The organism is Enterobacter sp. BNK-22, assembly GCF_048684805.1.
In the GTDB taxonomy this organism is placed as follows: domain Bacteria; phylum Pseudomonadota; class Gammaproteobacteria; order Enterobacterales; family Enterobacteriaceae; genus Enterobacter; species Enterobacter quasiroggenkampii.
In genome coordinates, this window is the sequence record NZ_JBLQTT010000001.1 from 4,221,355 (window position 1) to 4,245,298 (window position 23,944).

26 protein-coding genes, 1 tRNA gene and 1 pseudogene are annotated in these 23,944 nt (G+C 57.0%); 16 read left to right on the top strand and 12 right to left on the bottom strand.

Annotated features, from left to right (window positions below; all coding sequences use genetic code 11):
* Positions 1 to 91: 91 nt before the first annotated feature.
* From ACMGGE_RS20010 to ACMGGE_RS20075, 14 genes and pseudogenes are all read left to right on the top strand, one after another.
* A complete protein-coding gene (locus tag ACMGGE_RS20010; protein ID WP_262823115.1) occupies positions 92 to 733 on the top strand; it encodes a phage baseplate assembly protein V in 642 nt (213 codons plus the stop codon).
* Positions 730 to 1,080 carry a GPW/gp25 family protein gene (locus tag ACMGGE_RS20015; RefSeq protein WP_023616182.1) on the top strand — a complete coding sequence of 117 codons (351 nt, stop codon included), beginning with the start codon at positions 730 to 732 and terminating at the stop codon, positions 1,078 to 1,080. The genes ACMGGE_RS20010 and ACMGGE_RS20015 overlap by 4 nt, the downstream gene beginning before the upstream one ends.
* A gap of 5 nt (positions 1,081 to 1,085) precedes the next feature.
* Entirely contained in the window at positions 1,086 to 1,994 is a 909-nt protein-coding gene (locus ACMGGE_RS20020; RefSeq protein ID WP_420294079.1) for a baseplate assembly protein, read from the top strand.
* Complete coding sequence (locus ACMGGE_RS20025) at positions 1,987 to 2,517, top strand: phage tail protein I (RefSeq protein ID WP_023616181.1); 531 nt, start codon at positions 1,987 to 1,989, stop codon at positions 2,515 to 2,517. Before ACMGGE_RS20020 ends, ACMGGE_RS20025 begins: the two co-directional genes overlap by 8 nt.
* A gap of 11 nt (positions 2,518 to 2,528) precedes the next feature.
* The gene (locus tag ACMGGE_RS20030; protein WP_420294080.1) at positions 2,529 to 4,400 is read left to right on the top strand and encodes a phage tail protein; all 1,872 of its coding nucleotides are present in this window, start codon (positions 2,529 to 2,531) and stop codon (positions 4,398 to 4,400) included.
* A 2-nt stretch (positions 4,401 to 4,402) separates the two neighbouring features.
* Positions 4,403 to 4,840: a tail fiber assembly protein gene (locus tag ACMGGE_RS20035; RefSeq protein WP_420294081.1), complete on the top strand. Its 438-nt coding sequence runs from the start codon at positions 4,403 to 4,405 to the stop codon at positions 4,838 to 4,840.
* A 387-nt stretch (positions 4,841 to 5,227) separates the two neighbouring features.
* On the top strand, positions 5,228 to 6,415 hold the full coding sequence (locus tag ACMGGE_RS20040; protein WP_420294082.1) for a phage tail sheath protein: 1,188 nt from the start codon (positions 5,228 to 5,230) through the stop codon (positions 6,413 to 6,415).
* Positions 6,416 to 6,426: 11 nt separating this feature from the next.
* The gene (locus ACMGGE_RS20045; protein WP_045910027.1) at positions 6,427 to 6,945 is read left to right on the top strand and encodes a phage major tail tube protein; all 519 of its coding nucleotides are present in this window, start codon (positions 6,427 to 6,429) and stop codon (positions 6,943 to 6,945) included.
* Positions 6,946 to 7,001: 56 nt separating this feature from the next.
* Positions 7,002 to 7,304 carry a phage tail assembly protein gene (locus ACMGGE_RS20050; RefSeq protein ID WP_023616177.1) on the top strand — a complete coding sequence of 101 codons (303 nt, stop codon included), beginning with the start codon at positions 7,002 to 7,004 and terminating at the stop codon, positions 7,302 to 7,304.
* Positions 7,305 to 7,336: 32 nt separating this feature from the next.
* A complete protein-coding gene (locus tag ACMGGE_RS20055) occupies positions 7,337 to 7,456 on the top strand; it encodes a GpE family phage tail protein (protein ID WP_023616176.1) in 120 nt (39 codons plus the stop codon).
* Positions 7,449 to 9,710 (top strand): phage tail tape measure protein, encoded by a 2,262-nt coding sequence (locus ACMGGE_RS20060; protein WP_420294083.1) that lies wholly within the window; start codon positions 7,449 to 7,451, stop codon positions 9,708 to 9,710. The genes ACMGGE_RS20055 and ACMGGE_RS20060 overlap by 8 nt, the downstream gene beginning before the upstream one ends.
* A gap of 11 nt (positions 9,711 to 9,721) precedes the next feature.
* Positions 9,722 to 10,186, top strand: coding sequence for a phage tail protein (locus tag ACMGGE_RS20065; RefSeq protein ID WP_045910024.1), 465 nt, complete (start codon positions 9,722 to 9,724; stop codon positions 10,184 to 10,186).
* Positions 10,183 to 11,336, top strand: a pseudogene (locus ACMGGE_RS20070) (phage late control D family protein). The gene ACMGGE_RS20065 and the pseudogene ACMGGE_RS20070 overlap by 4 nt, the downstream one beginning before the upstream one ends.
* A gap of 67 nt (positions 11,337 to 11,403) precedes the next feature.
* Positions 11,404 to 11,604 carry an ogr/Delta-like zinc finger family protein gene (locus tag ACMGGE_RS20075; RefSeq protein WP_048224951.1) on the top strand — a complete coding sequence of 67 codons (201 nt, stop codon included), beginning with the start codon at positions 11,404 to 11,406 and terminating at the stop codon, positions 11,602 to 11,604.
* A gap of 71 nt (positions 11,605 to 11,675) precedes the next feature.
* On the opposite strand, the gene ACMGGE_RS20080 is transcribed toward ACMGGE_RS20075, so the two are convergent.
* Positions 11,676 to 11,751, bottom strand: a tRNA-Ile gene (locus ACMGGE_RS20080).
* Between the two features lie 124 nt (positions 11,752 to 11,875).
* On the opposite strand from ACMGGE_RS20080, the gene mug reads away from it, so the two are divergent.
* On the top strand, positions 11,876 to 12,382 hold the full coding sequence (mug, locus tag ACMGGE_RS20085) for a G/U mismatch-specific DNA glycosylase (protein ID WP_008503183.1): 507 nt from the start codon (positions 11,876 to 11,878) through the stop codon (positions 12,380 to 12,382).
* A 438-nt stretch (positions 12,383 to 12,820) separates the two neighbouring features.
* Here mug and rpoD read toward each other — a convergent pair whose 3' ends face one another.
* The 3 genes from rpoD to rpsU form a co-directional block, all read right to left on the bottom strand.
* Complete coding sequence (rpoD, locus tag ACMGGE_RS20090) at positions 12,821 to 14,668, bottom strand: RNA polymerase sigma factor RpoD (protein WP_025758549.1); 1,848 nt, start codon at positions 14,666 to 14,668, stop codon at positions 12,821 to 12,823.
* A gap of 274 nt (positions 14,669 to 14,942) precedes the next feature.
* Positions 14,943 to 16,688, bottom strand: a complete 1,746-nt coding sequence (gene dnaG, locus ACMGGE_RS20095; protein WP_048028960.1) for a DNA primase — start codon at positions 16,686 to 16,688, stop codon at positions 14,943 to 14,945.
* Positions 16,689 to 16,802: 114 nt separating this feature from the next.
* Positions 16,803 to 17,018, bottom strand: coding sequence for a 30S ribosomal protein S21 (gene rpsU / locus ACMGGE_RS20100; protein ID WP_001144069.1), 216 nt, complete (start codon positions 17,016 to 17,018; stop codon positions 16,803 to 16,805).
* A gap of 236 nt (positions 17,019 to 17,254) precedes the next feature.
* Between rpsU and tsaD the strand changes: the two genes are divergently transcribed.
* The gene (tsaD, locus tag ACMGGE_RS20105) at positions 17,255 to 18,268 is read left to right on the top strand and encodes a tRNA (adenosine(37)-N6)-threonylcarbamoyltransferase complex transferase subunit TsaD (RefSeq protein ID WP_045909996.1); all 1,014 of its coding nucleotides are present in this window, start codon (positions 17,255 to 17,257) and stop codon (positions 18,266 to 18,268) included.
* Positions 18,269 to 18,353: 85 nt separating this feature from the next.
* On the opposite strand, the gene ureG is transcribed toward tsaD, so the two are convergent.
* From ureG to ACMGGE_RS20145, 8 genes are read right to left on the bottom strand one after another with little or no spacing between them, the layout of a single operon-like run.
* Positions 18,354 to 18,971, bottom strand: a complete 618-nt coding sequence (gene ureG / locus ACMGGE_RS20110; RefSeq protein WP_008503187.1) for an urease accessory protein UreG — start codon at positions 18,969 to 18,971, stop codon at positions 18,354 to 18,356.
* Between the two features lie 9 nt (positions 18,972 to 18,980).
* Entirely contained in the window at positions 18,981 to 19,655 is a 675-nt protein-coding gene (locus ACMGGE_RS20115; protein WP_229226314.1) for an urease accessory protein UreF, read from the bottom strand.
* The gene (locus tag ACMGGE_RS20120; protein ID WP_023619349.1) at positions 19,655 to 20,194 is read right to left on the bottom strand and encodes a HupE/UreJ family protein; all 540 of its coding nucleotides are present in this window, start codon (positions 20,192 to 20,194) and stop codon (positions 19,655 to 19,657) included. Before ACMGGE_RS20120 ends, ACMGGE_RS20115 begins: the two co-directional genes overlap by 1 nt.
* Positions 20,195 to 20,203: 9 nt before the next feature.
* Positions 20,204 to 20,668 carry an urease accessory protein UreE gene (gene ureE, locus ACMGGE_RS20125; protein WP_045909994.1) on the bottom strand — a complete coding sequence of 155 codons (465 nt, stop codon included), beginning with the start codon at positions 20,666 to 20,668 and terminating at the stop codon, positions 20,204 to 20,206.
* Positions 20,669 to 20,677: 9 nt separating this feature from the next.
* The gene (gene ureC / locus ACMGGE_RS20130; protein WP_024906477.1) at positions 20,678 to 22,381 is read right to left on the bottom strand and encodes an urease subunit alpha; all 1,704 of its coding nucleotides are present in this window, start codon (positions 22,379 to 22,381) and stop codon (positions 20,678 to 20,680) included.
* Positions 22,374 to 22,688 carry an urease subunit beta gene (locus ACMGGE_RS20135; RefSeq protein ID WP_024906478.1) on the bottom strand — a complete coding sequence of 105 codons (315 nt, stop codon included), beginning with the start codon at positions 22,686 to 22,688 and terminating at the stop codon, positions 22,374 to 22,376. Before ACMGGE_RS20135 ends, ureC begins: the two co-directional genes overlap by 8 nt.
* 10 nt (positions 22,689 to 22,698) lie before the next feature.
* Positions 22,699 to 23,001, bottom strand: a complete 303-nt coding sequence (locus ACMGGE_RS20140) for an urease subunit gamma (RefSeq protein WP_003862556.1) — start codon at positions 22,999 to 23,001, stop codon at positions 22,699 to 22,701.
* 10 nt (positions 23,002 to 23,011) lie between these two features.
* On the bottom strand, positions 23,012 to 23,839 hold the full coding sequence (locus ACMGGE_RS20145) for an urease accessory protein UreD (protein ID WP_343666453.1): 828 nt from the start codon (positions 23,837 to 23,839) through the stop codon (positions 23,012 to 23,014).
* Positions 23,840 to 23,944 lie beyond the last annotated feature (105 nt).

Here is a 23,944-nt window from a genome sequence, read left to right on the forward strand (position 1 = left end):
CAGCCGCCAGCTGTCTGGACCGCTTGTTGTATCATCCCGCAGAAAACCCCGTCTCGTTGCTGCCGTTCCTCCTGAACGGCATTCTCTTCTCATGAATACATTAACTTCCATGCACGGTATCGCTCGCGCGATCCGCAATCTGATTCGTATCGGTGTTGTGACCGACATTGACCTCAACAGAGGGCTTTGTCGTGTCCAGACCGGCGGGATGAAAACCACCTGGCTGAACTGGCTAACCTGCCGTGCGGGACGTTCGCGCGTGTGGTGGGCCCCTTCCGAGGGAGAGCAGGTGCTGCTGCTGGCCATCGGCGGTGAGCTGGATACCGCCTTTGTGCTGCCCGGCATTTTCTCTGATGACCATCCGGCGCCGTCCGGGTCGCCTGACGCTTTCCACGTCGCGTTCCCTGACGGCGCGGTGATCGAGTATGAACCCGGACGCGGGGCGCTGACGGTTTCAGGTATTAAAACGGCCGACATTTCCGCTTCTGAATCGCTGACCGCCACCGTGCCGGAAGTGCGGGTGATCTCAACGTCCCGCATCACGCTGGATACGCCTGAAGTGGTGTGTACCAACAAGTTAATTACCGCCTCGCTGGAAGTGCAGAAGGGCGGGGTGATGACCGGAAATATTGAGCACTCTGGCGGTAAATTGACCTCCAACGGGGTGCAGGTGGACAACCACGCGCACGGCAGTGTGCAAAGCGGCGGAAGCTGGACTAAGGGGACACAATGACGGTGCGTTACAGGGGAATGAACAGGCAGACCGGGCTAAGCCTTTCAGAGGCTGACCACATCCGGCAGAGCGTGCGCGACATTCTGGTTACGCCGATTGGCTCGCGGGTCATGCGCCGGGATTACGGCTCGCTGCTGGCGGCGATGATAGACAGGCCGCAGAGCCCGGCGCTGCGCCTGCAGATCATGGCCGCCTGTTATTCCGCCATCCAGAAATGGGAGCCGCGGATAAGCCTGACGGCCATCACTTTCGAACGTTCGGAGAACGACGGGACGTTGTATGTCGATATCACCGGCACGCGCCCGACCTCCGGACAATCTTTTTCTATCACCATTTCACTGAGTTAAACGCTATGGCTATTGTTGATCTGAGCCAGCTCGCCGCGCCTGATGTCGTGGAGGAGGTGGATTATGAAACGCTGTTGGCAGAACGAAAGACCACCTTTGTCTCCCTCTATCCGGAAGAGGAGCGAGAGGCGATTGCACGGACGCTGACGCTGGAATCCGAGCCGATTGTGAAGCTGCTGCAGGAGAACGCCTACCGGGAAGTTATCTGGCGCCAGCGTGTAAACGAGGCTGCACGGGCGGTCATGTTGGCCTATGCGGCAGGCCGCGACCTGGACCAGATCGGGGCAAACGCGAACCTTGCGCGTCTGACGATTACCCCTGCTGACGACACCACGTTACCGCCCACTCCGGCTGTGATGGAGTCCGATACCGACTTTCGTCTGCGCATCCAGCAAGCGCCGGAAGGGCTGAGCGTGGCCGGTTCGACGGGCGCGTATCAGTTCCATGGCCGCAGTGCAGATGGTCGGGTGGCTGACATTTCCGTCATTAGCCCACAGCCCGCAAACGTCACGGTTTCCGTGCTCTCCCGGGAGAATAACGGCGTAGCGTCTGAGGAACTGCTCGCCGTTGTTCGCAATGCGCTGAACGATGAGGACGTCAGGCCCGTCGCCGACCGCGTGACCGTCCAGTCGGCCAACATTGTCGACTACAGCATTGAAGCATCGCTTTTCCTTTTTCCCGGCCCCGAAAGTGAACCGGTACTCAATGCGGCAAGAGCCCGATTACAGACCTACATCACGGCTCAGCATCGGCTGGGACGCGATATCCGCAAGTCAGCCATTTACGCTGCCCTTCACGTGGAAGGGGTGCAGCGGGTGGAACTGACCGCACCCGCGGCTGACATCGTGCTTGATGAAACTCAGGCCTCCTGGTGCAGCCACTACAGCGTAACCGTGGGGGGAAACGATGAGTAATGCCCGCCTTTTACCGGTCGGCTCATCGGCGCTTGAGGTCGCCGCGGCGCGCGCCTGTGCGGACATCGAAAATACGCCGGTTCCGCTGCGCCATCTCTGGAATGCGGACACCTGTCCAGCGAATTTGCTGCCCTGGCTGGCGTGGGCGTTTTCGGTTGACCGCTGGGATGAGAACTGGCCGGAGGCCACCAAACGGGAGGTGATCCGCGCCGCGTGGTTTATTCATGCCCACAAGGGAACGATAGGCGCTGTACGTCGCGTGGTGGAGCCGCTTGGCTATCTGATTAATGTTACCGAGTGGTGGCAAACCAACGATCCGCCCGGCACCTTCCGCCTTGATATCGGCGTACTGGACACGGGCATCACCGAGGAAATGTATTACGAAATGGAGAGGCTTATTGCTGATGCAAAGCCTGCCAGCCGCCACCTTATTGGCCTGAATATCATCCAGGACATACCGGGTTATCTCTATACCGGCGCCCTGAGCTATGACGGCGACATCATCACGGTTTATCCCGGATAAGTGAGAGCACAATGACAGTAAAATATAAAACGGTTATCACCAAAGCCGGTGCCGAAAAACTGGCTGCCGCGACCGTCCCGAACGGCAAGAAAGTCAATTTTACGGCGATGGCCGTGGGTGACGGTGGCGGCACATTGCCGGTTCCTGATGCCGGGCAGACGAAGCTGGTTAATGAAGTCTGGCGCCATGGGCTGAATAAAATTAGCCAGGACAATAAAAAGCTTAACTATGTGATCGCGGAGCTTCTCATTCCTCCCGAAGCGGGGGGGTTCTGGATGCGTGAGATGGGGCTTTACGATGACACCGGTACGCTGATTGCCGTCGGCAACATGGCGGAAAGTTACAAACCATTGCTGGAGGAGGGATCGGGCCGTGCACAGACCGTGAGAATGGTGATCATGGTCAGTGATATCGCCTCGGTCGAGCTCTCGATAGATACGTCTACGGTAATGGCGACCCAAGAGTATGTTGATGAGAAGCTTGAGGAGCATGAGCAGTCTCGCCGTCATCCCGATGCCACGCTAACGGCTAAAGGGTTTACGCAGCTCAGTAGTGCGACTGATAGTGTGTCTGAAACGCTGGCCGCAACGCCGAAAGCGGTTAAGGCTGCCTACGACCTTGCCCGTGGTAAGTATACGGCTCAGGATGCGACTACCGGACAAAAGGGGATTGTTCAGCTTAGCAGTGCGACCGATAGTGCTTCAGAGACGCTTGCGGCCACACCAAAGTCTGTGAAGACTGTCAGTGATGATCTCATAAAACTGAAAAACAGTCTGGGTACTGCTGCTGGTAAAAATTCCCAGGAAAGTCGTGACGACATCACGCCCGGGCGCGTGGTGGTTAACGGTGGTGCGCTTGCTATACGGTCTGTTGCTGCTGAAGCGAGCAGAGAGATTAAAGACGCAAGCGGTCTTCCTGCTAATTCCGTAAGTTTCTGTTATGCCAGTGCTGCCTATTCACCTGGCTATGAGGCGACAATTCTTGATGTGGGAGGACTGGGTGGTAACTATCGGGTGCAATATGCTGCGTCTTATAGTGATGGTGGTAAACAACTAAAATTCCGTACCTTAAATGGAGATAACGGATACTGGGGGAGCTGGACGAAAGTTCTCACAAACTACGGGGGAAGCGTTGATTATCTCGATGGTGCAAAGTATTACGCCACTAAGCCGGAATACTGGCAGGGAGGTGGGGCATTTGCACATCAATATACGAATGGCTCAGCACCGTTTTTTGTTGGTGGATACACTACCGCTAAAGATAATTCGGTATACCTTCCGATCGTGAAAGGAACGTCTGTAACGAGTGGTCATGGATATGGCGCTTCTGTTAGTTTTGGCATATTACGATCGGGTAAAAATGATTTTGGTTCCGCAGTCGTTCATATCATTGGGGATTCTGGCAGTGGTGCCCTGTATTCTTTTGATGCAAACGGAACATTCAATGCACCCCAACGGCTTTATAGCGGTGACTCAATTTTTGCTGCTGGGCAAATTAACAGCGGAGGCAATATCGTTGCGGGTCAAGGGGTGTTTGAATCCGGCGGGCAGGTAAGGGTTTATTCTTCGAACAACCCACCACCGAACCAGTCAGGGTCGACCACCACCGGAAACAGCTCCGCCTATTACCGTCACGGCAACGGTCAGGTGTTCATGCAGTGTATTGGCGGGGTTGCTTCCAACTCCAATTCCAACCCGGATGTCACTGTTTATCTTCCGGCTGCTTTTCCTAACGGAATCCTCGCAATAGGTGGCTCTTTCAGCGGAACAGGGGGAAATGACAAAGATTCTTACTGGACAGCTAACCCTTTAAGTGCAAGTGCTTTCTCTCTTCACTCGCGAAATATGAGCGGCTATTTCTCTTTTGTGGTAACAGGATATTAGTTATGCATAGTCAGTTATTCAGCAATAGAACGCGCGGCTTTTATCCGATTAAAAGTTTGCGCTATTACAAGTCTGTTAACGCTCTGCCGGATGACCTTGTCCGGGTCAGTGATTCAGAGCATGAAAAATTTGTCGGCGCCGCTCCCGTTAACTGCGCCCCCAGTTACAACGTCGAGAGCAAACAGATGGAGTGGGTCACTGTAGCCGCACCGGTCAGGACACCAGAAGAAATCCTCGCAGCTAATCGCAGAGAGCTATTGAGCAGGCAACGCGAGGCGGCGGTAAGCGCTTTTCCGCTGCAGTCTGCAGTTGATTTGGGGATGGCTACCGAGGAAGAAAAAACACAACTGGAAGAACTGAAAAAATACGTTGTTGAACTGACGGGGGTTGACCTCAGTGTACCAGACTGGCCTAAAACTCCTGAGTGGATATCTGTTTAAACTGTCTTATTATAAAGAAAAGGCCCGCATCACGCGGGCTATTTCTTATTTATAGGGGCATCACTCATATTTTTCTGTTTTATTACCGATAAAAAATTTGAACCAGTAATAACCAAAAATTCATCATGCAGTCAGACCGCCAGCTAACCAGAGTAAAATCGTTATTACCTCGTTAATGGCGCAACGATATCGATAATATTCACTCATTAATAATGGTAATCGACGATCAATTACTTATGATTGATCGCTCAAAACGCTCAGTCACCTTTCCCGCGCGGGTCAACCACTCACTCTATGTTGTGCTGCCCTACCTCCAACGGCATTACGTTTCATACCTCCTTCGCCCAAGAGAAAATAGCCTCACCACTAAACGAAGGAGTTAACCGGATGGGCGACTATCACCACGGCGTGGAAGTTATCGAAATCAACGATGGCACCCGCACCATTTCCACCGTCTCGACGGCAATCATCGGTATGGTCTGTACGGCCAGCGATGCTGACGACAAGACATTTCCTTTAAACGAGCCCGTGCTCATTACCAACGTGCAAAATGCGATTGCGAAAGCAGGCAAGGCGGGGACGCTGTCCGCTTCTCTGCAGGCGATCGCTGACCAGTGTAAACCGGTTGTCGTTGTTGTTCGCGTGGCTGAAGGCACCGCAGAAACCCCGGAAGAGGCGCGCAAACAGACCGTTTCCAACATCATCGGTACTACCGACGAAAACGGTAAATATACCGGCCTGAAGGCGCTTCTGACCTCGAAAACAGTGACCGGCGTTAAGCCACGTATTCTCGGCGTCCCGGGGCTCGATTCTCAGGAAGTGGCGACCGCACTGGCCGCGATGTGCCAGAGCCTGCGCGCATTCGGCTATGTCAGCGCATGGGGATGTAAAACCATTCCTGAGGCGATCAACTACCGCAAAAACTTCAGCCAGCGCGAGTTGATGGTTATCCATCCTGATTTTCTGGCATGGGATACCACCACGAACGCAACGACGACGGCCTGGGCGACCGCCCGCGCGCTTGGCCTGCGCGCCAAAATCGACCAGACCATCGGGTGGCATAAAACCCTGTCAAACGTTGGCGTCAACGGCGTCACGGGCGTAAGCGCTTCTGTCTCCTGGGATCTGCAGGAACAGGCTACCGATGCGAACCTGCTTAACCAGGCGGGCGTCACCACGCTGATTCGCAACGACGGCTTCAAATTCTGGGGTAACCGTACCTGCTCTGACGACCCGTTATTCGTCTTTGAAAACTACACCCGTACCGCGCAGGTGCTGGCCGATACCATGGCGGAAGCGCACGCGTGGGCGATGGATAAACCCATCACGCCAACGCTTATCCGCGACATCGTTTCCGGTATTAATGCCAAGTTCCGCGAGCTGAAAACCAACGGCTATATCGTCGACGGCTCCTGCTGGTATGACCCTGAGTCGAACGACGCAACCACCCTGAAAGCGGGGAAACTGTATATCGATTACGACTACACCCCTGTCCCGCCGCTGGAAAATCTGACCCTGCGCCAGCGCATCACCGATACCTATCTGGCAGACCTGTCAGATTCGGTTAATAGCTAAGGAGCTGAAGCATGGCGTTACCACGCAAACTTAAATACCTGAATATGTTCAACGATGGCCTGAGCTATATGGGCGTTGTTGAGTCTGTGACCCTACCGAAGCTTACCCGCAAGCTGGAGAAGTATCGTGGCGGCGGTATGCCGGGCTCGGTCTCTGTCGATCTCGGTCTGGATGATGATGCCCTGGCGCTGGAGTGGACCGTTGGCGGTCTGCCGGACGCCGCGCTGTGGGCACAGTACGCCTCTCCGGGCGCGGACAGCGTGCCGCTGCGCTTTACCGGCTCTTTCCAGCGTGATGATACCGGCGAAATCTCCGCCGTCGAAATCGTCATGCGCGGCCGTCATAAAGAGTTTGATGGCGGCGAGAACAAGCAGGGCGAAAGCGGCACCACCAAGATGTCCACCGAGTGCGCCTACTACCAGCTGACCATTGATGGCAAAGAGATCATCGAGATCGACATCATCAACATGGTGCTGAAAGTCGACGGTGTCGATCGTCTGGCTGAACACCGTAAGGCCATCGGCCTGTAACCCTTTAACCGGCCGGGATAGCCGGCCGGTAAGCTAACTTTCAGAAGAGTAATGAAATGGAAAATAGCAACGAGAACGCCATGAACAACAGCTCATACATTGTCACGCTTGATAGTCCCGTTCTGCGCGGTGAGCAAAAAATTGAACAGGTGACGGTCTCCAAACCGAATGCCGGGACTCTGCGTGGGATCTCGCTGGCCTCGCTGGCGCAATCCGACGTTGATGCCCTGATCAAGGTGCTGCCGCGAATGACCTCGCCGGCTCTGACCGAGCATGAAGTTGCGCGTCTGGATGCCTGCGATCTGCTCTCCTTTGCCGGTAAGGTGATCGGTTTTTTGTCACCGGCTTCGGCTCGCTGAGATTTCCTGAAAACCTGTCGGTCGACGATCTGATGGCGGATATCGCGGTGATTTTTCACTGGCCGCCGTCAGAACTGTACTCCCTTAGCGTGACCGAACTCCTCTTATGGCGCGAAAAAGCGCTGCAGCGAAGCGGAAACCACCATGAGTAATAATGTCAGTCTTCAGGAACTGCTTAAGGCAGTTGATCGTGCAAGCCGACCGCTTAACGCTCTTCAGAACGCCAGCCTGACTCTCGCGAGCGATATCCATGATTCGCAGACGGCGCTGGGGGCGCTCGACGAACAGGCGGGGCGCATTAACGGCTTCAGAAAAGCAAATGCCCAGCTCGCCACGACGGAGCAGTCGCTTGCTCAGGCGAAACAGCAGGCGGCTGCGCTGGCGTTGCAGTTTAAAAACACACAAAACCCTACTCAGGCACAGGCTGATGCGCTGTCCGCAGCCCGAAAATCGGCAGCCAACCTCAAGCTTGAGTACAACAGCTTACGTTACTCGGTACAGCGTCAGCGGACTGAACTCGCTCAGGCGGGAATCAACACGCGAACGCTTTCGTCGGATGAGCGTCGTTTAAAAAGTCAGATCGGCAAAAAAACGCAGCAGCTTAACCGACAGCGGGATGCGCTGGCCCGCGTCAATCAGCAGCAGGCGCAGCTGAGTACCGTTCAGAATCGCTACGAGTCAGGCAAACGCGTTGCCACGCGGGTGCATCAACTGGCTAATGCGGGCGTGGGCATGGCCAAAGCGGGCTTTGATCAGACGTCCCGGTTTATGGCGCCTGGCATCAGTTTTGAAAAACAGATGTCGACTATTCAGGCAAGCCTTGGTCTGGAGAAGGGCGACGCCCGGCTTGAGGCCATTCGCCAGCAGGCGCGGGAGGTCAGTGCCAGGACCGGAGTACCGGCAGATACGGTCGTCCGTGCACAAACCGAACTGGCTCGTTCAGGCTATGACGCCGATGGGGTTATTGCTGCCACTGTACCCACGGTTAACCTCAGCCTGGCGGGGAATGTCGACGCGGCTAAAGCGGCCGATATTCTCAGCAGCACGCAGGCCGCCTATAACCTGGCCGATACAGATGCGGGACGCATCGCAGATTTACTTACCCGCGGGTTTATCTCTTCGAACACCAGTCTCGTTGAGATGGCGGCGGCCGTCACCTCCGCTGCGCCCGCTGCGGATGCGACCTGTATGGGTCTTGAAGAGACAATCACGCAGCTTGGCGTTCTGACGGAAAAGGGAATGAACGGTGCCGCCGCCGGGGACGCGCTCAGCGCGATGCTGCGACAGCCCCAGGCTCCGGATGCACTGCGTTCAGCCGCGGGTAACGGCGCGCTTGATAAAAAACGCCAGCAGTTGCAGGGGGCAACGGGCAGTGCCGCGATCGTGGCTTCCGTGCAGACCGACAATCTTGACGGCGATATCAGCAAATTCCAGGCCGCGTGGAGCGGGCTGAAGATTGACGTATTTGATAAAGCAGATGGCGCTTTGCGCAACCTGATAACAACCGCAACCGGCTGGCTTGGCACGGCCTCCCTGTGGGTGAATGCCAACCCTGAGCTGACGCAGATCCTTGCCAGCATTGTTGTCGGCGCGCAGGCGTTTGCTGGGGTACTGGGTGGCGTAGGCACGGTTATTGGTCCGGTTCTGACGGGCATCAATATGGTTATTACCGCGGCCGGGATGTTAGGAACGGTATTCAGCGTGGTGGGCGGGGCCGTCATGACGGTGCTGGGCGCCCTTAGCTGGCCGGTGATAGCCCTTGGCGCGGCGATTGCCGCCGGTGCTTTGCTGATTTTCAAATACTGGGAGCCCATCAGCGCCTTCTTTGGCGGGGTGATGGAAGGGCTTTCAACGGCTTTCGCACCGCTGGGTGCGCTGTTCTCACCGGTAATGGCGGTATTTGACGCTATCTCGGAGAAGCTGGGCGGTATCTGGCAATGGTTCACCGACTTGATTACGCCGATCAAGGCGACGCAGGAAACGCTGGATGGCTGTAAAAACGCTGGCGTGATTTTTGGACAGGCGCTGGGTGATGCGTTAATGGCACCGCTTAATCTCTTTAACAGCCTGAGCGGCAAGGCCAGCTGGCTGCTGGAGAAACTCGGTCTTATCAAAAACGAGTCGGGTAATCTCGATGCCGCGGCGGCAAAAGCAGACGCGACATCCTCTCCTGCGGGCAGTTCGTCCATTCCGGTGGCGGGGATCTCTGGCGTCGGCCAGGGGTATCAGCCAACCCTCGTGCCGGGAGGACGCTCTTACGTCGATCAGAGTAAAAGCGAATATCACATCACGCTGCAGGGGGGCACGGCCTCCGCAACGGATCTGACGCGTCAAATTCGGGAGACAATAGATAGCATTGAACAGGATAAAGCGAGACGGCAGCAATCCAGCTTAATGTATGGTTGAGGAGAGATAAAATGTTAATGGTGCTGGGTCTGTTTGTCTTTGAACGACGAACCTTACCCTATCAGACAATGCAGTTTACAAAGGATTACCGCTGGGCGTCCAACGATCGGATCGGGAAACCTAAAGCCTGGCAGTACCTTGGCGAAGGCGAGACATCTTTTACCCTCTCCGGACTGCTTTACCCTGAGCTCACGGGAGGGCGGCTTTCCCTCAAGGCGGTTGAGCTGATGGCGAATGAGGGGCGGGCATGGCCGTTGATAGACGGAACCGGCATCATTCACGGCATGTTTATCATTGAGAAAGTCACGCATACGCATTCGGATTTTTACAGTGACGGTACTGCCCGAAAAATTAATTTTACGCTGGAACTGAAACGCGTGGACGAATCGCTGGTGACGATGTTTGGCGATCTGAGAACCCAGGCCGAAGAGCTGGTGACGAGCGCACGTAATAGCATTGGAGGGCTGGTGGGATGATAACCGAAATGAATATCCGGGCGGGTGGGAAAATCGCCCCTGATTTTATGCTTAAGCTTGACGATCGCGATGTCACACAAAATTTCAGCCACCGTCTTATCAGTCTTAGCATGATCGACAAACGTGGGCTGGAAGCCGATCAGCTGGATATTCAACTGGATGATTCCGACGGGCTGCTAGACTTGCCGGCCCGGGGGGCAAGGCTGTCCTTATGGCTGGGATGGGAGGGAACCCCGCTCGAGAAGAAAGGGGACTTTACGATTGATGCGATTCAATTCCGGGGCGCGCCTGACACGCTGACCATCCGGGGATTCAGCGCAGATTTTCGTGGAAAGCTAAACGTGCGGCGCGAACAGTCGTGGCATGACACGACGATTGGCGCGATAGTCGATACCATCGCTCAGCGTAACCAGTTGACCGCCAGCGTCTCGTCGGGGCTTGCATCCATCGCCATCTCTCATATTGACCAGTCTCAGGAGACAGATGCGGCGTTCCTCTCCCGCCTTGCTGAACGTAATGGAGCATTTGTTTCAATCAAAGCCGGGAAGGTTATTTTTATGAAAGCGGGCCAGGCCGTGACGGCCAGCGGCACGCCGATTCCCTTAATGATGATTGAGCGTGGGGATGGCGATAAGCACCTTTTTTCCGTCGCTGACCGTGAAAACTATTCCGGCGTGACGGCCAAATGGCTGCAAACGCGCGACCCAAAACAACAAAATCCTCAATTGAGTATTTCACGCCAATCAAGCGTACAGCCGACAGGAGCACTGCAGCACCCGGGTGCCGTCGCACCGGTAGCGGAAACAGGAGGCAAGGAGCAGAAGCCGCAAGAGAGGCTGGTGGGATCGGCGGAAAACGTATTTGAGCTCACCACGGTCTATGCCTCTGAAGAGCAGGCGCTCAGGGCCGCAGAGGCTAAGTGGCGCGCGCTTCAGCGGGAACCGTAGAGTTTTCCATCCAGCTTGCCCTGGGACGCGCCGATCTGTACCCCGAAACGCCGGTGCTGGTAAACGGTTTTAAACGCGTCATCGACGAGCAGGCGTGGATCATCAGCGAAGTGGTGCATAACCTCAACGATAGCGGATTTACCACGCAGCTTAAGCTTGAGCTGAACGTCAGCGACGAAAAATTTACTGTTGATAGTGAGTAATGTAGTTGCTATTGGTTTTATTTTGGGTATTATTGATTCACAAAATGTGAATCAAGTGGAGGGGTACATGTTTCATTGTCCTAAGTGCAAGCATTCAGCGCATGCGCGTACCAGTCGCTATCTAAGTGAAAATACCAAAGAGCGCTATCACCAGTGCACCAATGTGGACTGCAGCTGTACGTTCGTAACGATGGAGTCTGTAGAGCGTCTGATTGCGACCCCTGGTGCCTCTGGACGTGTCCAGGCGGCTTCGCTGAGCCAGGGTTAGCGGACTTTAAAAAACAACAAAAAAAGCCACTCAATCGAGTGGCTTAATTATTTGATTCTAAATCTAAAATTTGGTGGCCCCTGCTGGACTTGAACCAGCGACCAAGCGATTATGAGTCGCCTGCTCTAACCACTGAGCTAAGGGGCCGTGGCGGTGAATTATAAAGTAACTCCCCGCAGCAATCCAGCCATTCACACCTGCCTGCTGTTTTTATAAACAACGCATAATCAATCCTTTATACTTCCCTGACGATGTATCAGCGGGAGTAAAGATGATCAACGATATTCTGGCCCCTGGCCTGCGGGTGGTGTTCTGCGGAATTAACCCGGGCAAGTCCTCGGCGCACACCGGTTTTCACTTTGCCCATCCGGGCAATCGCTTCTGGAAGGTGATCTATCAGGCCGGGTTTACCGACAGGTTACTCAAGCCTGAAGAGGAGCAGCACCTGCTGGACACGCGCTGCGGCATAACCATGCTGGTCGAGCGGCCGACGGTGCAGGCAAGCGAGGTCAACCTGCATGAACTGCGCAGCGGCGGGCGGGAGCTGGTGAAGAAGATTGAAGACTACCAGCCTGCCGCGCTGGCGATCCTCGGCAAGCAGGCCTACGAGCAAGCATTTAGCCAGCGCGGGGCTAAGTGGGGTAAGCAGAGCATCATGATTGGCGTGACGCAGGTGTGGGTGTTGCCGAACCCGAGCGGGCTCAACAGGGCGACGCTGGATAAGCTGGTAGAGGCGTATCGGGAGCTGGATGAGGCGCTGATGGTGCGGGGGCTTTAATCCTCTGCGGCCTGATGCCCTCACCCTCTCCCCACATGACTGAGGGATCCCCACAACGTTATGGCAGCACGGAACAGTCCCCTCGCCCCTCCGGGGAGAGGGTTAGGGTGAGGGGAATATACGGCCGTGGTGGTCATTCCGTTCACTTTATGTTCCTTGCTACTCTGTCACGACATGACCTGTGAACGTGCCAGGATGGCTCAGTCGCCACCACCCTGGCGACCCGCCCTCTCGGCGCATCCATGCGCCTCGCCCCGGCCTGCAGGAAACGCCTCAGCGATTTACAGCCGGACCAGAGCATCGCTGAAAGTCTTCACTCGTTCTGAAACAAGGTTATTGCTTCTGCTTATAAATTACTGGGGAGCCCACAGTCCAAAGGGAGAGGGAATAAACAAAAAAAAAGCTCCCGATTGGGAGCTTTTTCACGGTCAGGACAGGTTAGTCGTCCAGGAAGCTACGCAGCACTTCAGAGCGGCTTGGATGACGCAGCTTACGCAGCGCCTTCGCTTCGATCTGACGGATACGTTCGCGGGTCACGTCGAACTGTTTACCCACTTCTTCCAGCGTGTGGTCGGTGTTCATATCGATACCGAAACGCATACGCAGGACTTTCGCTTCACGGGCGGTCAGGCCAGCCAGGACGTCGTGCGTTGCGGCACGCAGGCTCTCGGTGGTGGCAGAGTCCAGCGGCAGCTCGAGGGTGGTATCCTCGATGAAATCACCCAGATGCGAATCTTCATCATCACCGATTGGTGTTTCCATGGAGATTGGCTCTTTGGCGATTTTCAGCACTTTACGGATTTTGTCTTCCGGCATCAGCATGCGCTCGGCCAGCTCTTCTGGCGTCGGCTCGCGGCCCATCTCCTGCAGCATCTGGCGGGAGATACGGTTGAGCTTGTTGATGGTCTCAATCATATGCACCGGAATACGGATGGTGCGCGCCTGATCCGCGATAGAGCGGGTGATAGCCTGACGGATCCACCAGGTTGCGTAGGTGGAGAACTTGTAACCACGACGGTATTCAAACTTATCTACCGCTTTCATCAGACCGATGTTGCCTTCCTGAATCAGATCCAGGAACTGCAGACCACGGTTGGTGTATTTCTTGGCGATAGAGATAACCAGACGTAAGTTCGCTTCAACCATCTCTTTCTTCGCTCGGCGGGCTTTCGCTTCCCCGATGGACATGCGACGGTTGATATCTTTAACCTGCTCGATGGTCAGGCCGGTCTCTTCTTCAATCTGCTGCAGCTTCTGCAGGCCGCGATACACGTCTTCTTTCACGTCGTGCAGTTTTTCAGACCACGGCTTGTTCATCGCAATAGCCGCGTTGAACCAGGTTTCGCTGGTTTCGTTGCCGGTGAAGAGGGTGATGAAGTTCTTCTTCGGCATTTTGCACTGCTCAACGCACAGCTTCATGATGATACGTTCCTGGGTGCGTACGCGATCCATCATCACGCGCATGCTGTTCACCAGGTAGTCGAACTGTTTTGGCACCAGGCGGAACTGTTTGAACACTTCAGACAGCTTCAGGATCTCTTCCTGAGCGGCAGCGTGGCTGCGGCCTTTCGCTTTGATGGTGTCACGCGTCACTTCGTACTGGGTACGCAGCTCGGCAAACTTCTCTCGCGCCAGTTCCGGGTCGATGCTGTTGTCATCGTCCGCGGTGTCGTCGTCGCTCTCTTCCTCATCTTCGTCTTCGTCGTCATCCATCTCTTCCTGAGACAGTTCAGAACCGACGTGAGTGGCGGTAGGCGCCATATCTTCTTCAGCGTTCGGGTCGACAAAACCGGTGATCAGGTCAGACAGGCGCGCTTCTTCCGCTTCAACGCGATCGTACTGCTCCAGCAGATAGGTGATCGCTTCCGGGTACTCGGCAACAGAGCACTGAACCTGGTTGATCCCGTCTTCGATGCGTTTTGCGATGTCAATTTCGCCTTCGCGGGTCAACAGTTCAACGGTACCCATTTCGCGCATGTACATGCGGACCGGGTCAGTGGTACGCCCGATTTCAGATTCCACGCTGGACAGTACCTGTGCAGCAGCTTCTTCCGCATCTTCGTCAGTGTTGTTGGAGGTTTCAGCCAGCAACAGATCATCGGCATCCGGTGCTTCTTCCATCACCTGAATGCCCATGTCATTGATCATTTGGATGATGTCTTCGATTTGATCTGAATCGACGATATCTTCCGGCAGATGGTCATTGACCTCGGCATAGGTCAGATAGCCTTGCTCCTTACCACGTTGGACAAGAAGTTTCAGCTGTGACTGCGGGTTTTGCTCCATAAGACGGTATCCACACTTAATTCGTTTGATTGGTGTCGGCGATGGGGCTGCCAACCTTTAAAGCGAGGGCGTACTTATATTTTTGCCGCTGCCTCTCAGTGCGGCTGCCGGGGGCTTCCCGATCGATATTCGGCACTTAAGCCGTTAAATACTTCATCCTTCACGTTGTCTCTGCGTTAGCTGCGTTCTCTCATCCTGGTCATGTACTTATGTACACTCCCAGGACTTCGTTCGCTTGCTGCCTTGATACAACGCGAATGATTTTGTCTTTCACTTATTTTCTTGCCAGTTCCTGGTTAATCATCCAGAGCTCCCGGCGTTCTTCGCTGCTTAAACCGTGTGTGCGCTCGCGAGCTATCAACTCTTCCTGGCGCAGCTCAAGCATCGAATCAAACATATGGTTGAGTGAGTCGGTGAACGTTTTTTCTGCAATGTCCTTATCTGCTATATCGTCCCACATCGACAATTTTTCAAGGGTAGCGGCCTCTTTTGTGCCGCGATAATGCTCTAAAAGTTGTCCGGTGGTCAGACCTGGCTGAGACAAACATGTGTTGACCAGTTCTGAAAATAAGCCAAGTCCGGGCAATTTTTCGTGGTTCAAACCCGCCAGCGACGGCACCTGTGGCGCCAGCTCGGGGTTTTGGACCAGTAACCCTATCAGTATACGCATGGTTGTGCGTTTTAGCTGAGGCGCGGGGCGAACCGTGCCGTTTTCAGCCTGTTTAGGCATTAAACGTTCAAGCTGGCTGTCATCCAGAATGCCGAGCTTGTTGCCTAGCTCCTGACGCAGGTAGATGCGCAGCGTTTCGCCGGGCACCTGACTGATTAACGGCAGCGCCAGCGTGCTGAGCTGCGCGCGCCCGTCAGGGGTACTCAAATCGACCTGCGGCATCAGGCTGTTAAACAAAAACGTGGAGAGCGGCTGAGCCTGCTCCATCCGCGCTTCAAACGCCGCTTTACCCTCTTTACGCACCAGCGTATCCGGGTCTTCACCGTCGGGCAGGAACATAAAGCGCAGCTGACGCCCGTCGGTCATATAGGGTAGCGCGGTTTCCAGCGCGCGCCAGGCGGCGTCGCGTCCGGCGCGGTCTCCGTCGTAACAACAAATCACGTTATTGGTCACGCGGAACAGCAGCTGAATGTGATCCGCTGTCGTGGACGTTCCTAACGACGCCACCGCGTAGTTGATGTCGTACTGCGCCAGCGCAACGACGTCCATATAGCCTTCGACGACCAGAAGACGCGGAGGTTCCGCGTTATCCTGTTGCGCCTCATAAAGACCGTAAAGCTGGCGGCCCTTATGGAAAATATCGGTTTCCGGGGAGTTGAGGTACTTCGGCAGGGCATCACCCAGCACGCGACCACCAAAACCAATTACCCGGCCTCGCTTGTCGCGGATTGGGAACATCACCCGTTCGCGGAAGCGGTCGTAGCTTCGTCCCTGGTCGTTGGTGACCAGCATGCCTGCATCGATGAGAGATTTACGATCTTCGCTATTGCCGCCAAAACGCTTTAACACGTTGTCCCAGCCGGGCGGGGCGTAGCCAATAGCGAAACGCGCAATGACATCGTCGCTCAGTCCGCGCTTGTTCAGATACTGACGCGCAGGCTCAGCCGCAGAGTGCTTAAGAGACTGTTGGTAAAACGAATTCAGGCCATCCATCAGTTGATACAGCGTTTGCCGTTGATGGCGCTCGATCTGACTTGGCCCACTGCCTGCTTCATACGGCACTTCAAGGTTATGCATTGCCGCCAGCTCTTCGACGGTTTCAACGAACTCGAGCTTGTCGTAGTTCATTAAAAAATCAACGGCATTACCATGAGCACCACAGCCGAAGCAATGGTAAAACTGCTTTTCACCGTTTACGGTGAAGGAGGGGGTTTTTTCGTTATGGAACGGACAGCACGCATGGTAATTCTTGCCCTGCTTTTTCAGCTTTACCCGCGCGTCGATGAGATCGACGATGTCGGTTCTGGCGAGCAGGTCATTGATGAAAACGCGTGGGATTCTTCCGGCCATATGCCCCAAAATTTAAGCGACTTATAAACGAAAACAAGCCGCGCATTCCTTCCGGAAGCACGGCCTTACGACTATTACTCTGTCTGTCAATTGAGGGCTGAGGCCCTCAACCAATTAGTACAGACGAGTACGGCGTGCGTTTTCGCGAGCCAGTTTCTTCGCGTGACGTTTCACAGCGGAAGCTTTAGCGCGCTTACGTTCGGTCGTTGGTTTTTCATAAAACTCACGACGACGAACTTCAGCCAGAACACCTGCTTTCTCGCATGAACGTTTGAAGCGACGCAGTGCTACGTCGAACGGCTCGTTTTCACGTACTTTAATTACCGGCATGTAACTCTCACCTTTAATAAATTCGGTTTGCCGCTGGCATCAACGCCAGCTTATTTCAAAATGGTGCGGAATTTTACTGCAAATGCTGCTGCTTTGTAAAGCACCGATGCGATTTTGAAAGGGACTTTAATAAGGGTGAGGAGTATACACGAGCCTTCTTCCTGGGGCGAACAAAGTTTTACATCAACCCGCCCAGGCTCTACACTGCGCGGTATTGAAACGAGGTAAAACAAGTCATGCGTGTACTGGGTATTGAAACATCCTGCGATGAAACCGGCATCGCCATTTACGACGACGAAAAAGGGCTTCTGGCCAACCAACTGTATAGTCAGGTGAAATTGCACGCTGACTACGGCGGCGTCGTGCCTGAACTGGCCTCTCGTGACCACGTGCGTAAAACGGTTCCCCTGATCCAGGCGGCGCTGAAAGAGGCCGGGTTAAGTTCAACCGATATTGATGCCGTAGCCTATACCGCCGGTCCGGGCCTGGTCGGTGCGCTGCTGGTCGGCGCAACGGTTGGCCGTTCGCTGGCCTTCGCGTGGGACGTGCCGGCCATCCCGGTTCACCATATGGAAGGGCACCTTCTGGCGCCGATGCTGGAAGAGAATCCGCCTGAATTCCCGTTTGTGGCACTGTTGGTCTCCGGTGGACATACCCAGCTGATCAGCGTAACGGGGATTGGCAAGTACGAGCTGCTGGGCGAGTCGATCGACGACGCCGCCGGTGAAGCGTTCGATAAAACCGCCAAGCTGCTGGGACTCGATTACCCAGGCGGCCCGATGCTGTCCAAAATGGCGGCGCAGGGAACGGAAGGGCGCTTTGTCTTCCCGCGTCCGATGACCGACCGTCCGGGGCTGGACTTCAGCTTCTCCGGGCTGAAAACCTTCGCGGCCAACACGATCCGCAATAACGACGACAGCGATCAGACCCGCGCCGATATCGCCCGCGCGTTTGAAGATGCAGTGGTGGATACGCTGATGATCAAGTGCAAGCGCGCGCTGGATCAGACCGGCTTCAAGCGTCTGGTGATGGCGGGCGGCGTCAGCGCCAATCGCACGCTGCGCGCGAAGCTCGCCGAGATGATGCAAAAGCGTCGCGGAGAAGTGTTCTACGCGCGTCCGGAATTCTGCACCGATAACGGGGCGATGATCGCCTACGCCGGGATGGTGCGCCTGAACGCTGGCGCAACGTCTGACCTGAGCGTGTCCGTGCGTCCGCGCTGGCCGCTGGCGGAACTGCCTGAGGCGTGAGTTTTTTTGCCGGGCGGCACTTCGTTTGCCCGGCCTACGGTTTTGTAGGCCCGGTAAGCGCAGCGCCACCGGGCAACAAACAGCACTACACCCGCAGCATCCCTTTCTCTTCCAGAAACGCAATAATCGTCCCCAGGCCGTCCCCCGCCTTCAGGTTGGTAAAGGTCCATGGACGCTCGCCGCGCATGCGGTTGGTATCGCGCTCCATCACCTCCAGCGAGGCGCCGACGTACGGCGCGAGATCGGTTTTGTTGATCACCAGAAAATCGGATTTGGTGATCCCCGGTCCGCCCTTGCGCGGAATTTTTTCCCCTTCGGCCACGTCGATCACGTAGATGGTCAGATCCGCCAGCTCCGGGCTGAACGTCGCGCTCAGGTTGTCCCCGCCGCTTTCCACGAAGATCAGGTCCAGATTACCGAATTTCTCGCTGAGCGCTTCCACCGCCGCCAGGTTCATTGAGGCATCTTCGCGGATGGCGGTATGCGGGCAGCCGCCGGTCTCCACGCCCACAATGCGCTCCGGCGCCAGCGCGCCCGCTTCGGTCAGGATGCGTTGATCCTCTTTGGTGTAGATATCGTTGGTTACCACCGCCAGGTGATACGTGTCGCGCATCGCCTTGCAGAGCGCTTCCAGCAGCGCGGTTTTACCCGACCCTACCGGGCCACCCACGCCCACGCGCAGGGGATGTTTGTAATCAGCCATGTTGACTCCTCAGGAACGGAATAGTCGTGAATATTGGGTTTCGTGGCGCGCGGAGGCGATGGCGGACAGCGGCGTTGCTGCGCCCAGCGCGTCGTCGCGACGTAAAAAGGCCTGTTCAAGCCCGGCGGCAAAATGGTCGCTCAGTTCGATAATCAGCTGCTGCGCGGCCTGCTGCCCAAACGGCACCAGCTTGACGCCCGCCATGACCGCGCTCTCAATCCAGCTGTATCCCAGGCTCAGCGCCAGCTCGCGCACGTCAATGCCCCATCGCACGCCGAGCCACGCCATGCCGCAGAGCTGGCTTTGCCTGCACAGCGCCAGCCATTCTGCCGGGCAGTCCGGCTCCCAGCTTTTAATCAGGCGCGTAAAGGCCGCCCCGCGGTTGCGTTCTTCTTCACGCAGCTCTCGCGTTTCCCGGCAGGCGAGCAGGTATGCCGTCCAGCGTTTGGCCGTTGCCAGATCGTGCCGATCGCAGGCCTGACAGAGACGGTGAAACAGCGGCAGATCGACGCAGAAAAAACTCTGCTCCATCTGCTGGATCTGCCAGCGTTTAAAGGCGTCGGCGTCCGTGACCCAGCCCGCCTCAACGGCCCACTCCAGCCCCTGCGACCAGGTAAACGACCCGACCGGCAGGCTGCTGCTGGAGAGCTGCATCAGGCGCAGCCTCTGACGGGCGTGCTCCATTAGCTCATCAGCGCCAGCAGGGCGGACACAATCAGCCCGCCGCCAAAGGTTTTACGCAGCCCGTCGTGACGGCGCAGCAGCAATCCTGCGGCGAAACTGGCGCACAGCACCGTGGCGCTGGCGAACATAAACCCGCTGGTGAAGAGCCAGAAGTTATGGCCGGACATCTCCACGCCGTGCGCCCAGCCGTGGAACATCGCCAGGGCAGGCACCGCCAGCAGCAGGCGATTTTCGGTTTTAAACATCATCACGCCACTGACCGCCAGCGAGGCGATAATCAGCATCTCCATGCCGCTAAAGCCGCCGAGCAGGCTGCCAGCAACGGCACCGACAAGCATCATCCCGAGGGTGGCAAACGGCAGCAGGAGCTTGCGGCCGCTCAGCGCTGAAAGCACGCCTGCACCGGTCAGCATCAGGAGATGATCGAGCCCGGTCAGCGGATGGAAAAAACCGGCCTGAAAGCTGTCGGCGCCGTGGCCGGGATGCGCGAGCGCGGGAACGGAAAAGGCCAGCAGTAACAGGGGGAGTAACTTGCGCATGATGGATCCTTAATGTGAATGGGTATGAGCGTGGCTATGGCTGTGGGCATCGCTGGCATACGCGCCCGCTTCCGGTTCAAACGGCAGGCTGGCGTAGGTTACCTCCAGCCCAAACTGGCGCAGCATGTCGTCGAGAACGTGATCGTGGTGATAGCGCAGCTCGCCGGGCATGACCTGCAGCGGCACGTGGCGGTTGCCCAGGTGGTAGCAGGCGCGGGCGAGCAGGAACGGATCGGCGCAGCGCACCACGGAGACCGACTCCGGGGCGGCGATCACTTCGATCACTTCGCTGCCGTCGTCGGTGGTCAGCAGGTCGCCCCCGCGCAGCAGCAGGCCGCGCGGCAGCATCAGCCCGGCTTCGCGGCCGTCGTTAAGCGCCACGCGGGCGCGGCTTTTCACCCGCACGTCAATCGGCAGCGTGACGCTGGCGGTAGTCTGATGCGCATGGTCCAGGCGTTGGGTCAGATAAATCATCATCACTCCTCAAAACAGGAAATAGCGTTGCGCCATCGGCAGAACGTCAGCCGGTTCGCTGGTAATCAGTTCGCCGTCGACGCGCACCTCGTAGGTTTGCGAATCGACGGTGATGTTCGGCTGCAGAGCGTTGTGGATCATGTCGGCCTTTTTCACCGTCCGGCAGCCTTTCACCACCGCCGTGGCGCTCTGCAGGTTGAGCTGCTGGGGGATACCGTTCGCGTGAGCCGCCTGCGAGACAAACGTCAGCCGCGTGGCGTGGCGCGCGGCGCCCAGCGCGCCAAACATCGGGCGGTAATGGACCGGCTGCGGCGTGGGGATTGAAGCGTTGATGTCACCCATCGGCGCACAGGCGATCATCCCGCCTTTGACGATGGTGGCGGGTTTTACGCCGAAGAACGCCGGGGACCAGACCACCAGATCTGCCAGCTTGCCCGCCTCAATCGAGCCCACTTCATGGGCGATACCGTGGGTCAGCGCCGGGTTAATGGTGTATTTGGCGACGTAGCGCTTCACGCGGAAATTGTCGTTCTCGCCGGTCTCTTCCGGGAGCGCGCCGCGCTGGACCTTCATACGGTGCGCCACCTGCCAGGTACGGATAATCACTTCCCCGACGCGGCCCATGGCCTGCGAATCTGACGACGTGAGCGAGAACGCGCCGATGTCATGCAGCACGTCTTCGGCGGCGATGGTCTCCCGACGAATGCGGGATTCGGCAAACGCCACGTCCTCGGCGATATCCGGGTCGAGGTGATGACAAACCATCAGCATGTCGAGATGCTCGTCGATGGTATTGACCGTGTAGGGCAGCGTCGGGTTAGTGGAGGAGGGCAGAATATTCGGGTGTGCGCAGGCGGTGATGATATCCGGCGCGTGGCCGCCGCCCGCCCCTTCGGTGTGGAAGGTGTGGATGGTGCGCCCGCCAATGGCGGCCAGCGTATCTTCGACAAACCCTGACTCGTTCAGCGTGTCGCTGTGCAGCGCCACCTGAATGTCCATCTCTTCGGCCACCTCCAGAGAACAGTTGATCGCCGCAGGCGTCGCGCCCCAGTCTTCGTGGATTTTAAGCCCGATGGCGCCCGCGGCAATCTGCTCGCGCAGGGCGTCCGGATTGGATCCGTTACCTTTGCCGAGCAGGCCGATATTCACCGGCAGCGTATCGGCGGCCTGCAGCATGCGGGCGATATACCACGGCCCTGGCGTGCAGGTGGTGGCGTTGGTGCCCGCTGCGGGTCCGGTGCCGCCGCCGATCATGGTGGTGACGCCGGAGACCAGCGCCTCCTCCGCCTGCTGCGGGCAGATCCAGTGGATGTGGGTGTCGATCCCGCCTGCGGTGACGATCTTCCCTTCGGCGGCGATGACTTCGGTTGCGGCACCAATCGGGATCGTTACGCCGGGCTGAATGTCCGGGTTGCCGGCTTTACCGACGGCAAAGATCCGCCCGTTCTTGACGCCGATATCGGCTTTCACGATCCCCCAGTGGTCGACGATCAGCGCGTTGGTCAGCACCAGATCCACGCAGTCGTCTGCGGTCATCTGCCCCTGGCCCATGCCGTCGCGGATCACCTTCCCGCCGCCGAACTTGACCTCTTCGCCGTAGATCGTGAGATCGTCTTCCACTTCAATCCACAGCTCGCTGTCGGCCAGCCGCACTTTATCGCCGGTGGTGGGGCCAAACATATCGGCATAGGCCTGGCGCGAAATCTCAGCCATGTTTCACCTCGCCCATTACCTCGCCGCGAAAGCCGACAATGCGCTGCGCACCCGTGACCTGAACCAGCGTTACTTCGCGCTTCTGGCCGGGCTCAAAGCGCACGGCGGTGCCTGCCGGGATGTTCAGCCGGTAGCCCCGGGTCACCTCACGGTCAAACTTCAGCGCCGGGTTGACCTCGTAAAAGTGATAGTGCGATCCGACCTGGATCGGCCTGTCGCCGTGATTTTCGACAATCACGGTTTGGGTTTCGCGCCCGACGTTGATCGCAATCGCGCCGGGCTGGATCTGGTATTCGCCAGGGATCATCACGCGCTCCTTAGACGATCGGGTTGTGGACGGTGACGAGCTTGGACCCGTCCGGGAAGGTGGCTTCCACCTGGATATCCGGGATCATCTCCGGCACGCCCTCCATTACCTGGTCGCGCGTCAGGACGTGGCGGCCAGCCTCCATCAGCGAGGCAACGGTTTCACCATCGCGCGCGCCTTCCATGATGAAGGCGCTGATCAGCGCGACCGATTCCGGGTAATTGAGCTTTACCCCGCGCGCAAGGCGGCGTTCGGCAACCAGCGCGGCGGTGAACAGCAACAGCTTGTCTTTTTCTCTGGGGGTCAGTTCCATAACGTTTCTCTTATGTCTGCCAGATACGCGGCGAACAGGCGGTTTTGGTGGTGAGAAGCGGGCGAAGCGACTGCCAGACGTCGCGCATCACCCGCTGACAAATCAGGTTATCGTGGGAGAGAAAGCGCACCGACATGAGATCGTCCGCGAGCGTGGCGCCCGCAAACGTATCCAGCGGGGCGAGCAGTGCACGCGCCGCGTCGAGATCTTCTTCTCTGGCCGGGTAGAACAGCAGCGTGCCAATCCACGGATGCCCGGCGACGGGCGTGAGATCGCCGTCGGCAAGGTGCTGACGTTCAATCAGGCGTGGCTCGTCCTCAACCCAGACTTCAAGGCGGCTTTCCAGCGTGCCGTGGCTGAAGGCCTCATTGATTACCGGTCGTCCCAGGCAGTACAGCTCCCACGCCAGCAGCGTGCTGGAGGCCTTCAGGTGGAAGACGGAGCGCAGTGCGGCATTCGCACCGGGGAAGATAATGGTGTCCTGCGGCAGCCACTCCAGCGTGGATCCCTCATCGAGATAAAAGTGCTGATGCAGGCGAGCCTGCGGGCCGCTGCTGCGATAGAACTTGCTGGCGCCGGGCATGGTGATAAGCGCATGGCTTTTGGCGTCCAGACGCACGGTAATATCCAGCGTATCCCCGCCCACAACCCCGCCCGGCGGGTGCAGAAGATAGAGGTGGCAGGTCTCGCCTTCGGGATAAAATGGACGCTGAACGGTAAGCGGCCCGACGTGATGAGCGGAGTGCAGGAGGGTTTTCTCAGGGGTGTGACAAAACTGCAGGGCAAGCGACGCCTGCCAGCCTTTGTACGAATTATCAGTGACCTGAGCTGCTAACATGCTGCATCCATCTGCTCATCATCGGGTCGTTTCAGTATGCCCTGGCAGAAATGAAGGCTGTCATATGAGTCGCTTATGGATAGCGGTTAAGACGAAACAAAAAAG

Excerpts from the sequence above, each read along its gene's own strand:
- ACMGGE_RS20015 (WP_023616182.1), top strand. The coding sequence starts at position 730 with ATGACGGTGCGTTACAGGGGAATGAACAGGCAGACCGGGCTAAGCCTT.
- ACMGGE_RS20020 (WP_420294079.1), top strand. The coding sequence starts at position 1,086 with ATGGCTATTGTTGATCTGAGCCAGCTCGCCGCGCCTGATGTCGTGGAG.
- ACMGGE_RS20025 (WP_023616181.1), top strand. The coding sequence starts at position 1,987 with ATGAGTAATGCCCGCCTTTTACCGGTCGGCTCATCGGCGCTTGAGGTC.
- ACMGGE_RS20060 (WP_420294083.1), top strand. The coding sequence starts at position 7,449 with ATGAGTAATAATGTCAGTCTTCAGGAACTGCTTAAGGCAGTTGATCGT.
- ACMGGE_RS20065 (WP_045910024.1), top strand. The coding sequence starts at position 9,722 with ATGTTAATGGTGCTGGGTCTGTTTGTCTTTGAACGACGAACCTTACCC.
- rpoD (WP_025758549.1), bottom strand. The coding sequence starts at position 14,668 with ATGGAGCAAAACCCGCAGTCACAGCTGAAACTTCTTGTCCAACGTGGT.
- ureG (WP_008503187.1), bottom strand. The coding sequence starts at position 18,971 with ATGGCTGATTACAAACATCCCCTGCGCGTGGGCGTGGGTGGCCCGGTA.
- ACMGGE_RS20055 (WP_023616176.1), top strand. The coding sequence starts at position 7,337 with ATGGCGGATATCGCGGTGATTTTTCACTGGCCGCCGTCAGAACTGTAC.
- ACMGGE_RS20115 (WP_229226314.1), bottom strand. The coding sequence starts at position 19,655 with ATGGAGCACGCCCGTCAGAGGCTGCGCCTGATGCAGCTCTCCAGCAGC.
- tsaD (WP_045909996.1), top strand. The coding sequence starts at position 17,255 with ATGCGTGTACTGGGTATTGAAACATCCTGCGATGAAACCGGCATCGCC.
- ureC (WP_024906477.1), bottom strand. The coding sequence starts at position 22,381 with ATGGCTGAGATTTCGCGCCAGGCCTATGCCGATATGTTTGGCCCCACC.
- ACMGGE_RS20120 (WP_023619349.1), bottom strand. The coding sequence starts at position 20,194 with ATGCGCAAGTTACTCCCCCTGTTACTGCTGGCCTTTTCCGTTCCCGCG.
- ACMGGE_RS20040 (WP_420294082.1), top strand. The coding sequence starts at position 5,228 with ATGGGCGACTATCACCACGGCGTGGAAGTTATCGAAATCAACGATGGC.
- ACMGGE_RS20135 (WP_024906478.1), bottom strand. The coding sequence starts at position 22,688 with ATGATCCCTGGCGAATACCAGATCCAGCCCGGCGCGATTGCGATCAAC.
- ACMGGE_RS20075 (WP_048224951.1), top strand. The coding sequence starts at position 11,404 with ATGTTTCATTGTCCTAAGTGCAAGCATTCAGCGCATGCGCGTACCAGT.
- ACMGGE_RS20030 (WP_420294080.1), top strand. The coding sequence starts at position 2,529 with ATGACAGTAAAATATAAAACGGTTATCACCAAAGCCGGTGCCGAAAAA.
- rpsU (WP_001144069.1), bottom strand. The coding sequence starts at position 17,018 with ATGCCGGTAATTAAAGTACGTGAAAACGAGCCGTTCGACGTAGCACTG.
- ACMGGE_RS20010 (WP_262823115.1), top strand. The coding sequence starts at position 92 with ATGAATACATTAACTTCCATGCACGGTATCGCTCGCGCGATCCGCAAT.
- ACMGGE_RS20140 (WP_003862556.1), bottom strand. The coding sequence starts at position 23,001 with ATGGAACTGACCCCCAGAGAAAAAGACAAGCTGTTGCTGTTCACCGCC.
- ACMGGE_RS20035 (WP_420294081.1), top strand. The coding sequence starts at position 4,403 with ATGCATAGTCAGTTATTCAGCAATAGAACGCGCGGCTTTTATCCGATT.
- ureE (WP_045909994.1), bottom strand. The coding sequence starts at position 20,668 with ATGATTTATCTGACCCAACGCCTGGACCATGCGCATCAGACTACCGCC.
- ACMGGE_RS20045 (WP_045910027.1), top strand. The coding sequence starts at position 6,427 with ATGGCGTTACCACGCAAACTTAAATACCTGAATATGTTCAACGATGGC.
- mug (WP_008503183.1), top strand. The coding sequence starts at position 11,876 with ATGATCAACGATATTCTGGCCCCTGGCCTGCGGGTGGTGTTCTGCGGA.
- dnaG (WP_048028960.1), bottom strand. The coding sequence starts at position 16,688 with ATGGCCGGAAGAATCCCACGCGTTTTCATCAATGACCTGCTCGCCAGA.
- ACMGGE_RS20050 (WP_023616177.1), top strand. The coding sequence starts at position 7,002 with ATGGAAAATAGCAACGAGAACGCCATGAACAACAGCTCATACATTGTC.
- ACMGGE_RS20145 (WP_343666453.1), bottom strand. The coding sequence starts at position 23,839 with ATGTTAGCAGCTCAGGTCACTGATAATTCGTACAAAGGCTGGCAGGCG.